This is a genomic window from Sphingomonas sp. LH128, assembly GCF_000293195.2.
GTDB classification, from domain to species: domain Bacteria; phylum Pseudomonadota; class Alphaproteobacteria; order Sphingomonadales; family Sphingomonadaceae; genus Novosphingobium; species Novosphingobium resinovorum_A.
Map to the genome: position 1 here is coordinate 1 of NZ_ALVC01000451.1, position 10,698 is coordinate 10,698.

General features: G+C 67.8%; 8 protein-coding genes and 1 tRNA gene. 5 read left to right on the forward strand and 4 right to left on the reverse strand.

Annotated elements, in window-relative coordinates; translation table 11 throughout:
* Nucleotides 1-281: 281 nt before the first annotated feature.
* Both LH128_RS27995 and LH128_RS28000 read left to right on the forward strand, forming a co-directional pair.
* Entirely contained in the window at nt 282-1,736 is a 1,455-nt protein-coding gene (locus LH128_RS27995) for an amidase (RefSeq protein WP_008833072.1), read from the forward strand.
* Between the two features lie 143 nt (nt 1,737-1,879).
* Nucleotides 1,880-2,524 carry a hypothetical protein gene (locus LH128_RS28000; RefSeq protein WP_008833073.1) on the forward strand — a complete coding sequence of 215 codons (645 nt, stop codon included), beginning with the start codon at nt 1,880-1,882 and terminating at the stop codon, nt 2,522-2,524.
* A 188-nt stretch (nt 2,525-2,712) separates the two neighbouring features.
* Here LH128_RS28000 and tig read toward each other — a convergent pair whose 3' ends face one another.
* The gene (tig, locus tag LH128_RS28005) at nt 2,713-4,275 is read right to left on the reverse strand and encodes a trigger factor (RefSeq protein ID WP_008833074.1); all 1,563 of its coding nucleotides are present in this window, start codon (nt 4,273-4,275) and stop codon (nt 2,713-2,715) included.
* A 76-nt stretch (nt 4,276-4,351) separates the two neighbouring features.
* Nucleotides 4,352-4,436 (reverse strand) — tRNA-Leu (locus tag LH128_RS28010).
* A gap of 144 nt (nt 4,437-4,580) precedes the next feature.
* On the opposite strand from LH128_RS28010, the gene LH128_RS33840 reads away from it, so the two are divergent.
* Nucleotides 4,581-4,745 carry a hypothetical protein gene (locus LH128_RS33840; protein ID WP_172705199.1) on the forward strand — a complete coding sequence of 55 codons (165 nt, stop codon included), beginning with the start codon at nt 4,581-4,583 and terminating at the stop codon, nt 4,743-4,745.
* A gap of 204 nt (nt 4,746-4,949) precedes the next feature.
* Here the strand turns inward: LH128_RS33840 and sppA are convergent, their stop codons facing one another.
* Nucleotides 4,950-6,848 carry a signal peptide peptidase SppA gene (gene sppA / locus LH128_RS28015; protein WP_008833075.1) on the reverse strand — a complete coding sequence of 633 codons (1,899 nt, stop codon included), beginning with the start codon at nt 6,846-6,848 and terminating at the stop codon, nt 4,950-4,952.
* A gap of 155 nt (nt 6,849-7,003) precedes the next feature.
* On the opposite strand from sppA, the gene LH128_RS28020 reads away from it, so the two are divergent.
* Nucleotides 7,004-7,984, forward strand: a complete 981-nt coding sequence (locus tag LH128_RS28020) for an aspartate carbamoyltransferase catalytic subunit (RefSeq protein ID WP_008833076.1) — start codon at nt 7,004-7,006, stop codon at nt 7,982-7,984.
* Entirely contained in the window at nt 7,981-9,234 is a 1,254-nt protein-coding gene (locus tag LH128_RS28025) for a dihydroorotase (RefSeq protein ID WP_008833077.1), read from the forward strand. The genes LH128_RS28020 and LH128_RS28025 overlap by 4 nt, the downstream gene beginning before the upstream one ends.
* 132 nt (nt 9,235-9,366) lie before the next feature.
* On the opposite strand, the gene LH128_RS28030 is transcribed toward LH128_RS28025, so the two are convergent.
* Nucleotides 9,367-10,518, reverse strand: a complete 1,152-nt coding sequence (locus tag LH128_RS28030) for an acetyl-CoA acetyltransferase (protein ID WP_008833078.1) — start codon at nt 10,516-10,518, stop codon at nt 9,367-9,369.
* Nucleotides 10,519-10,698: the final 180 nt, after the last annotated feature.

The following is a 10,698-nucleotide window of genomic DNA, read 5'->3' on the forward strand; positions in this document are numbered from 1 at the left end:
CCGCCGCAGTAATGTACAGTCGGATGATCCATGCTTGGACAAGTCCAGCACCAAGGGCAATGCCAAATAAGATCAGTGCTACCAGAAGCCTTCGGTCTCGCCTCAACCCATACCTCCCCGGACGCGCCATTGGTTCAGATTAAGTCCAACACCGTCCGCTTGCCACCCCTTGCCGTCATCCCGCCCCCCCGTCGCCCGCATCGAAAAACCCGCAATGGGCGCTGGAACCGCGACGCCGCTTCGGCCATCGTGCTGCGCTCCACCCCGCCGGAGCCTTTTACGTGAACCGCCCCTTCATCCTCGCCCTCGGCCTTCTCGCCGCGTCTTCGCTTCCCGTCGCCGCGCAGGAGACGCCCGAAACCTACCTCAAGCGGATCGAGGCGATCGACGACAGCGGCCCGGCGATCCATGCGGTCGTAGCCGTAGCCCCGCCGGAATCGCTGGCCATCAAGAACAAAGGCCCACTCGCCGGGCGCGCGGTGCTGATCAAGGACAACATCGAGACGCGCGACATGCCCACGACCGCGGGCAGCCTCGCCCTGAAGGACAACGCCACGGGACGCGACGCACCGCTGGTGGCGAAGCTGCGCAAGGCGGGCGCGGTCATCCTGGGCAAGACCAACCTCTCCGAATGGGCGAACTTTCGCGGCGAGCACTCCTCCAGCGGCTGGAGCGCGGTGGGCGGGCAGACGAAGAACCCTTACGCGCTCGACCGCAGCCCCTGCGGCTCGTCCTCGGGCAGCGGCGCGGCGGTGGCGGCGGGCATGGCGTGGGCGGCGATCGGCACCGAGACCGACGGCTCGATCACCTGCCCCGCCTCGGTGATGGGGATCGTCGGCTTCAAGCCGACCGTCGGGCTGGTCAGCCGCACCTACGTGGTGCCGATCAGTTCGAGCCAGGATACCGCCGGGCCGATGACCACCAGCGTCGCCGACGCCGCGCTGCTGCTCAACGCAATGGCCGGCAGCGACCCCGCCGATCCGGCCACCGCCGATGCCGACCGGCACAAGCCGGACTTCACCGTCGGTTTGGGCAGGGTCAGCCTGAGGGCCGTGCGCGTAGGCGTGCTGCGCCGTCAGGCCGGACACATGTCGGCGCTCACCGCGCTGTTCGATGCCGCGCTCGCCGACATGAAGCGCGCCGGGGCGCAAGTGGTGGAGATCGATTTCGAGCCCGACGAGCGGCTCGGTGAGGCCGAATTCACGATCATGCTGCACGAGTTCCGGGTGGGCATCGACGCCTACCTAGGCGACCTGCCCCGCCCGGCACCCGCGCGCGACCTTGCCGGGCTGATCGCCTTCAACAAGGCACACGCCGCGGAAGAACTGCGCTGGTACGGGCAACAGACTTTCGAGAAGGCGCTGACGACCACCGATCCCGCCGCCTACGCCAAGGCCCGCGCCGATGCCCAGCGCCTCGCGGGGACCGAGGGGATCGACGCGCTTCTGAGAAAGTACGACGTCGATGTCCTCGTCGCTCCCACCACCAGCCCGGCCTGGCCGATCGATCCGGTGCTGGGCGACAATTTCGTCGACGTCGGTGCCGGATCGCTGGCAGCCATCGCGGGCTATCCGCACCTCTCGGTGCCGATGGGCACGGTCGAGGGATTGCCGGTGGGAATTTCGTTCATGGCCGGGAAATGGGACGATGCCAAAGTGCTGCGCATCGGCGCCGGCTACGAACGGTCGCGCAGTGCCACACTGACCGCTCCAGCCTTGCGCAACTGGGCGCAATAGACCGAAAACGGGACGATCGGGATGCGCGCCGCGACGATAGGGACTGGCGGGCGCCCTCGCTCTCGGCCATCTTGCCCAGTTCCAGCCTCGCAGGAGACCCTGTGTACCGAACTTCGTTGCTAGCCCTCAGTGCAATCGTTTCCATGGCTCCGGCTGCGGCATTGGCCGACACGCCCCGCGAACTGCTCACGACCGCCGCTTTCCAGACTGCCACCAAACCGCAGGCGCTCAAGCTGGTCGCGCAGGCGATCACCGCTTCGGATCGCATCCTCGCCGCGCGGCCGAACGATCATGAGGCGACGCTGCAGCGGGCCATCGCCATCGGCTATCGCGGCAAGCTGACCCGCAGCCGCTCGGACGTGCGGGCCTCGCTCGACGTGTTCCAGAAGCTGGCGGCGGCCAACCCGCGCGATCCAGAGGCGCAGATCGTGATCGCCGGATGGCACCTCGGCGCGGTGGATGAACTCGGCGGGTTCCTGGCCCGCACGGCGCTGGGCGCGCGGGTCTCGGCCGGAGAAACCGCGCTGGCGAAAGCCGTTGCGCTCGGCGGCGACCGGGCGTTCTACCCCGGCCTCGCCGCGCTGCTGCAGATCCGCAACGACCCGAGCGACATCGCACAGGCAAGGCGCTGGGCCGAAGCCGCCGCGACCGGGCAGGCGGCGACCCCCCTCGATGCCCTGATGAAGCGCGCGGCGCTCTCGGTCCTGCCCTCACTGCGGGCGAACAACGGCAAGGCGGCGGCGGAACTGGCGCGCAAGCTGGTGCCGTTCGGAAAGATCGGGGATTGAGGATGGCCCAAAGCCGCGGGCGGGCTTCGACAAGCTCAGCCTGAGCGGGGTTTGGGTTTTCCTTCGCCTGTTTGCCCTCGATCCCGCTCAGCCTGAGCTTGTCGAAGGCCCCGCGTCCAAACACAAAAAGCCCCGGTGCATCGCTGCACCGGGGCTTTTTGGTTATCGGTCGAACCGCAAGGGAGGGATCAGTCCTCCTTGGCAGCGGCCTTCTTCTTAGCCGGCGCCTTCTTGGCGGGCTTGGCTTCGTCGGCCGGAGCCTCTTCAGCGTCGTCCTTCTTGGCGGCAGCCTTCTTGGCCGGAGCCTTCTTCGGCTTTTCCTCGGCGGCAGCTTCGTCAGCCGGAGCGGCTTCCGCTTCGTCCTTCTTGGCAGCCTTCTTGGCGGGAGCCTTCTTCGGCTTCGCCTCGGCAGCGGGCTTCTCGCCGTCGGCGTCGGCTTCGATCGCGGCCTGCAGCTCGTCGCGGGTCACTTCGCGCTCGGTGACTTCGGCCTTCTCGATGAGGAAGTCGACGACCTTGTCCTCATAGAGCGGAGCGCGCAGCTGGGCGGCCATCATCGGGTCCTGCTGGACGTATTCGAAGAAGCGCTGGCGGTCTTCCGGGCGGTACTGCTGCGCAGCCTGCTGCATCAGCATGCCCATTTCTTGGCTGGTCACTTCGACGCCGTTGGCCTGGCCGATTTCCGACAGGAGCAGGCCCAGACGCACGCGGCGCTCGGCGATCTTGCGGTAGTCGTCCTTCTCGGCTTCGATCTCTTCGAGCGCGGCGGCCGGGTCTTCCTCGTTCTGCGCTTCCTGGATCAGCTGCTGCCAGATCTGCGAGAATTCGGCTTCCACCATGGTCGGCGGCACTTCGAAGTCATGGCCGGCGGCCAGCTGGTCGAGCAGCGAGCGCTTCATCGCGGTGCGGGTCAGGCCGGCAGTTTCCTGCTCCAGCTGGCCGCGCAGCAGGCCGGTGAGCTGCTCCAGGCTCTCAAGACCCAGTTCCTTGGCGAAGTCGTCGTCGAGCTTCGATTCGGCAGGCGCCTTCACTTCGTGCGCGACGATGTCGAAGGTGGTTTCCTTGCCGGCCAGGTTCTCCGCCGGGTAGTCCTCGGGGAAGGTCACGGTGATGGTGCGCTCGTCACCGGCCTTGATGCCCTTGAGCTGCTCTTCGAAGCCCGGGATGAAGCGATCGGCGCCGATCACCAGCGGGGCCTTCTCGGCCTTGCCGCCGTCGAACTCGACGCCGTCGAGCTTGCCGGTGAAGTCGATGATGACCTGATCGCCCTCGGCGGCCTCACCGTCCTTGGTCTCGAAGCGCTGCTGCTGCTTGGCGATGTTCGCGACCGCTTCGGTCACGGCTTCATCCGAGACGGGCACGGTCAGCTTGTCGAGCTTCAGGCCGTCGAGCGAGGGCGCCGCGATGGTCGGCAGGATTTCGAGGCTGACGGTCAGCTCGGCGTCCTTGCCCTCTTCGTAGCCGTCGGTCAGCTTGACGTCGGGGTTCATCGCCGGGCGCAGGGCGTTGTCGGCCACCAGCTTGTCCATGGCTTCACGGATCGAGGTGTTCAGCGCTTCCTGGTGGATCGCCGGGCCGTGCAGTTTCTTGACGAGGTTCGCGGGAACCTTGCCGGCGCGGAAGCCGGGCATGCGCACCTGCGGAGCGATCTTCTTGACCTCACCCTCGACCTTGGAGGTGATGGTGGCGGCGGGGATGGTGACCGTGTAGGCGCGCTTCAGGCCCTCGTTGGTCGTCTCGACAATCTGCATTTCGATGCCTTCCTGTGCAATCCAAAGGGCCTCTCGGCCAGCATTACCGTGGCCTACCCTCGCACAGGTGACGGATTGGTGCGGGCGAAGGGACTCGAACCCCCACATCTTTCGATACTGGTACCTAAAACCAGCGCGTCTACCAATTCCGCCACGCCCGCATGAGTGTAGCCTGAAACTCAAGGGACGGGCCATTAATGGCAGCCGGAGAAAAGGGCAAGTGCGACGAGTCGCTATGGTGTCACGGAACGGATCGCCGCCACGCCGGGTTATGTGTGCGAGGGGGCGAGAGGAGCGAGATCACCATGGCCACCCAGCCACCCGTCTACAGCCCCGGCGACACGCCTGCGGAAATCCCGACGCCCGGAAACGACCCCGGCGTTCCCGGCGGTCCGGATGAGACACCGCCGCAAGGGCCGGACTTCGACCAGCCCGATGAGGCGCCGGTGGAACTGCCGCCGCCGGATTGACCCTCATCTCGTCATTGCGAGCGAAGCGAAGCAATCCAGGGCGGTTTATATGGCCCTGGATTGCTTCGCTTCGCTCGCAATGACGATGGGCGGGTGCTTCCGCTCGTGCTTCGACAGGCTCAGCATGAGCGGGGAGAGGAAAGCGAACTACCTCGACCCCGCTCGCCCTGAGCTTGTCGAAGGGCCGCGCGCCGCCCTGTCAGCCTACTTCCATCCCGCCAGCCGCGCGAGCATCGCCACGGTCGAACCCCCGCCGACCGGCTTTGCCACCGCGCGATAATCAGGCCCGGCTGCGCACGCGAGGCAGTATGCCTGCACGCCCTGCGCGCCCAGCACACCGTCGAGCCGCGCCACCGCCTGCGCCATCTGCAGCCGCTGGCGCTGCGCCACTAGCCCGGCGAAGTCGTAGGCTGCCGCCTGCTCCTGCGAACCGGACGTCATGCTCTGCACGAAGGCGCTGAACGAATCCTCCGGTTCCTCCAGATAGACTGCCTGCCACTTGCCGTTGCCCACGCCGCCCAGCTTCGCGGCATAGGCGAGCGCATCGTCCAGCCCGCCCATCTGGTCGACGAGGCCGAGCCGCTGCCCGTCCGCACCTGGCCACACGCGCCCCTGCGCGATCGCGTCGACCTGCTGCGGCGTCTTGCCGCGCGCCTTGCCGACGATGCCGAGGAACTTGCCGTAGATGCTCTCGACCGAGCCCTGCAGCATCGCCTCCACCTCCGGCGTGAAGCCGCCGAGGATATCAGGCTGCCCGGCCAGCGGCGTGGAGCGCACCCCATCGCTGGTCACGCCGAAGTCCGCCAGCGTTTTCTCGAAGCTGGGCACGAAGGCGAAGACGCCGATCGAGCCGGTGATCGTCGCGGGTTCCGCGAACACCCGCTGGCCGGGCGTGGAGACCCAGTAGCCGCCGCTCGCCGCCATCGTGCCCATCGACACCACGACCGGGATCTTGGCATCGCGCCAGCGCTGGATCGCGCGGCGGATACGCTCCGACGCCATGACCGAGCCTCCCGGCGAATCGATCCTGACGACGAGCGCCTTCATGCCCTCCTCGCGGTTCTCGTCGAGCAGCGCGGCGATGCGGTCGCCGCCCGCCGTGCCGGGACCGGCCTCACCGTCGACGATCTCTCCGGCGATGGTGACGACGCCGATCTTGGCGCCCTCCCCCTTCACCGGGTTCGCCGCCAGCCAGGTCGCCAGCCCGGTATGCGCGTAGTCCGGCGCGTCCTTGTCCGAATGGCCGATCGTGGTTTCGCCCACCAGCTTCTCGACGCGGGCCTCGAACTCGGTCTGGTCGCCGATGCGGTCGATCAGGCCCGCCGCCTTCGCGGCCTCGGCCATGTCGTTGCCGTGGGCCTTGTTCCAGCCGACCGGGTCCGCGACCATGCGATCGAGCTGCGCTTTGGGCCGCACCTTCGCGATCTCGGCGCGCAGGGCGTTCCACTGCGAATCGAGGATCAGCTTGAAGTCCTCGCGCGCCTCGGGCGAAAGGTCGGTGCGCATGTAGGGCTCGACCGCCGACTTGTAGGTGCCGACGCGGTAGACATGCGCGTTGACCCCGTACTTGTCGAAAAGGCCCTTGTAGAACTGCAGGTTGCCGCCCGGGCCCGCCACGAAGGCGCCGCCCATGGGATCAACCCAGGCCTCGCTGGCGTGGGCCGCCAGCTGCACGCCGTCGTCGGCATAGAGATTGGCGAAAGTCAGCACCGGCTTGCCCGCCTTGCGCACTTCGTCGATGGCCGCGCCGATATCATGCAGGTGCACATAGCGCCCGCCCATGAAGCGCGAGAGGTCGAGGACGACCGCCTTGATCCGCTTGTCGCTCGCCGCCAGCCGCAGCGCCCGCTCGACATCGCGGGCCTGGAATTCATGGACCTGCTCGCCGCCGGACGTCAGCAGCTGGAGCGGATCGACCTTGCTCTTCTCCTCGACCACGGTGCCGTCGAGTTCGAGCAGCAGCGCCCCGTTCTCCACCTTGCCGCCGACCGGCCGCGCCGAGAGCGCGGCGTAGATCACCCCGAAGAAAGCCAGCAGGAACAGCAGCGCCAGCGCATCCTTCACGGCGACCAGCAACTTCCAGACCTTGCGCGCGAATCTCATGTAACGACCTGCCTTTCGCATGCAGCCTTACCTGCTGCGGTGCGGAATGGGAAAGGGGCGGGCACCAAAGCGGTTCCATTCCTTTTCTCATCGGGGGAGGAATGGCGGGATCGCCCTTGCTCACCCCCGGCTCCCCGCCTATGGCGTGGTCTTTAATGACACCTCCAGAATACACCTATCCGGCAGGCGCTCTCGCCTTTCCGCATCGCGGCCTCACGGGCATCGCAGGGCTAGCCCCGCACCAGATCTGGTTCCTGCTCGACGAGGCGGAACAGTGGGTCGAAATGAACCGGGGCGCGCAGAAGCGGGTCGAGCTGCTTTCCGGCATGACCATCATCAACGCCTTCTTCGAGAACTCGACGCGCACACTCCTGAGCTTCGAGATCGCGGGCAAGCGCCTCGGCGCCGACGTCGTGAACATGGCGGTCGCCACCTCCAGCGTGAAGAAGGGCGAGACGCTGATCGACACGGCGATGACGCTCAACGCCATGCGCGCCGACGCCATCGTCATCCGCCATGCCTCCTCGGGCGCGGTGCAGTTGATCGCCGACAAGGTGGACTGCCCGGTGCTCAACGCCGGTGACGGCCAGCACGAGCACCCGACCCAGGCGCTGCTCGATGCGCTGACGATCCGGCAGGCCAAGCGCGCCTTCAACGGGCTGCGCGTGACGATCTGCGGCGACATCCTGCACAGCCGCGTGGCGCGCTCGAACATCCTGTGTCTTGCCTCGCTCGGCGCCGAGGTACGCGTCTGCGCGCCGCCCGCGCTGATGCCCGCCGACATCGAGCAGATGGGCGTGACGGTGTTCCACGACTTCGACGCGGCGCTGAAGGGCGCCGACGTCGTCATGATGTTGCGCCTGCAGATGGAGCGCATGGAAGGCCAGTTCATCCCCTCCCCGCGCGAATATCGCCACCTCTACGGGCTGACGCTCGACCGGCTGGAACTGGCCGAATCGAACGCGCTGGTCATGCACCCCGGCCCGATGAACCGCGGGATCGAGATCGACAGCAACGTCGCCGACCATGTGGAGCGCTCGATGATCACCACGCAGGTGGAAATGGGCGTGGCGATCCGCATGGCCTGCCTCGATGTCCTCACCCGAAAAGGCCGCAAGATGGAGGGCTGGGCATGAGTCTTCACGCACCCCTGACCGTCACGGGCGGCCGCCTGCTGCTGGCCGACGGTTCGATCCAGAACGGCGCCGTGCGCTGCGAGGGCGGGTTCATCACCGCGATCGGCGCGGACGTCACCCCGCAGGACGGCGACACCGTGCATGACGCGCGCGGCCAGATCGTGGCGCCGGGCCTCGTCGACATCGGCGTTTTCGCGATCGACAAGCCCGCGTTCCACTTCGGCGGCATCACCCGCGCCGCGCTGATGCCCGACCAGAACCCGCCGCTCGACGTCTCGGCGCGGGTGCGGTTCGCGGCGCAGTCGGGCAAGCCGGACTTCTGGGTCCATCCGCTCGCCGCCGCGACGCAGGGGCTGGAGGGCAAGGCGCTCGCCGAGATCGCGATGATGCGCGATGCCGGTGCGCGCGCGGTCTGCACCGGGCGGCGCTGGATCGGCGATTCGGGCACGATGCTGCGCTTGCTGCAGTACACCGGGATGCTGGGCATGGTCGTCATCGCCCACGCCGAGGACGCCGGGATCGTCGGCAATGCCGTCGCCACGGCGGGCGAGATGGCGACCCGTCTGGGCCTCCCCAGCGCACCTGCGCAGGCCGAAGCGCTGGCCATCGCCCGCGACATCGCGCTCGCCGAGATGGCCAATGCCGCGATCCACTTCCGCAACGTCACGACCGCCGCCGGGCTGGAACTGGTGCGCGCGGCCAAGGCGCGCGGGCAGAAGGTGACGGCGGGGGTGAGCCCGGCCTACTTCATGCTTTCCGACCTTTCGATCGGGGCGTTCCGCACTTTCACCCACCTCTCGCCCGCGCTGCGCTGCGAGGCGGATCGCAAGGCGGTGGTCGCCGCCATCGCCGATGGCACCATCGATGTGATCGCCTCGGGCCACGATCCGCGCGGACCGGAGGACAAGCGCCTGCCGTTCAGCGATTCGGCCCCCGGCATGGCGGGCGCGGAGACGCTGCTCCCGCTGACGATGAGCCTCGTGCGCGACGGCGTGATCGACATGGCCCGCGCTTTTGAACTGATCGCCGCCAACCCGGCGAAGCTGCTGGGCGTGAACGCAGGCAGCTTGGCGGTCGGCGCCGAAGCCGACATCGCCGTGCTCGATCCCGAGCGGCCGTGGATCGTAAATTCGGACAAGATGGCCGCAGCCGCAGGCAACACCCCGTTCGACCGCCAGCCGGTGCAGGGTCGGGTCCTCGCGCTGTTCAAGGGCGGCGTCGCGGTGCGAATGAAGAAGATCGGCGGGTAAGGCCCCCGTCGTCCCGGACTTGATCCGGGACCGGTGGCTGTCTTTAGGTGCGACTTTGCTGCGCGCGCCGCGAGGTGGGCTGTTCACGGCCAGCGGTCCCGGATCAAGTCCGGGACGACGACGCATTCCGACTTATAAGGTAGCCAGGCTTCCCAGCACCACCGTCGCCTGACTCGACAGGGTGCCGCCGTTGCCGTGCGCCAGCGCCACATCCACGCCGGAAAGCTGGTTCGCCGCCTCGCCCCGGATCTGGCGCGCGGCCTCGATCACCGCGAAGAGGCCGTACATCCCCGGGTGGCAGCACGAGAGGCCGCCGCCGTTGGTGTTCACCGGCAGACTGCCGCCCGGTGCGATGGCGCCGCTGCTCACGAAGCGGCCGCCTTCGCCCTTGGGGCAGAAACCGAGGTCCTCGAGGAACAGGATCGTGTTGATCGTGAACGCGTCGTAAAGCTGCGCGGTGCGGATGTCGGAGGGAGAGACTCCCGCCATCGCCATCGCGCGCGCGCCGGACTCCCTGGCGGCGGTGACGGTCACGTCCTTGGCCTGCGCGATCGAGTTCCACCACGTCGCAGCAGCCGCGCCCAGCAGCGGCACGGCCGGTTTCGCAAGATCGCGGGCGCGGGAGGTGCGGGTCATCACGATCGCCGCGGCGCCGTCGGTGACGAGGCAGCAGTCGCGCACCGAGATCGGGGTGCTGATCATGCGGGCGGAGAGGCACTCCTCCAGTGTGAGCGGGCCTTTGGCGAAAGCCTCGGGGTTGGTCTGCGCCCAGGCCCTTGCGGCCAGCGCCACGGCGGCGAGGTCTTCGCGGGTGGTGCCGTATTCGTGCATGTGACGCGCTGCCGCCAGCGCATAGCCGGTTAGCGGGAATATGGGCGCATAAGGCGCATCCCACTGATTATTGGTGATCTTCGTCGCCAGCTTGCCGCCGTTGCTGCGCTGGTTGGAGCCGTAGGCGATCAGCGCGCAGTCGATGTAGCCCGCCTCCAGCATCATCGCCGCCACTGCCATGTGGCTCATGAAGGCCGAGCCGCCGGTACGGTTGTTGTCGGTATAGCGCGGCTGCAGGCCGAGGTATTCGGCGAAGGAGAGCCCTGCGAAGAAGTCATCGGGCTGGCAGATGAACAGGGCATCGACGTCAGCCAGCGTCAGCCCGGCATCGGCGACGGCGAGGAGGGCGGCCTGCGCGGTCAGTTCCATCGAACTGTATCCGGGCGTCTCGCCGATGCCGAAGGTGGCGAGGCCGGCGATGGCGGTGCGGGCGCGAGGGAAGGTGTCGGTCATGCGTATGCCTTGAGGTTTGGGGAGTGGCGCTGTGCCCACCCCGTCCGGCTAGGCGGTAAACCGCCAAGCCTCCCGGCCCTCCCGCTTGCGGGAGGGCGTTCGCCGTGCTGCCCTTCCCCTCCCGCTTGCGGGAGGGGAGCGAGACTTGGGCCGCAGGCCCTAGTCGCAGCGGGGTGGGCG

Excerpts from the sequence above, each read along its gene's own strand:
- LH128_RS28000 (WP_008833073.1), top strand. The coding sequence starts at position 1,880 with ATGGCTCCGGCTGCGGCATTGGCCGACACGCCCCGCGAACTGCTCACG.
- tig (WP_008833074.1), bottom strand. The coding sequence starts at position 4,275 with ATGCAGATTGTCGAGACGACCAACGAGGGCCTGAAGCGCGCCTACACG.
- LH128_RS33840 (WP_172705199.1), top strand. The coding sequence starts at position 4,581 with ATGGCCACCCAGCCACCCGTCTACAGCCCCGGCGACACGCCTGCGGAA.
- sppA (WP_008833075.1), bottom strand. The coding sequence starts at position 6,848 with ATGAGATTCGCGCGCAAGGTCTGGAAGTTGCTGGTCGCCGTGAAGGAT.
- LH128_RS28020 (WP_008833076.1), top strand. The coding sequence starts at position 7,004 with ATGACACCTCCAGAATACACCTATCCGGCAGGCGCTCTCGCCTTTCCG.
- LH128_RS28025 (WP_008833077.1), top strand. The coding sequence starts at position 7,981 with ATGAGTCTTCACGCACCCCTGACCGTCACGGGCGGCCGCCTGCTGCTG.
- LH128_RS28030 (WP_008833078.1), bottom strand. The coding sequence starts at position 10,518 with ATGACCGACACCTTCCCTCGCGCCCGCACCGCCATCGCCGGCCTCGCC.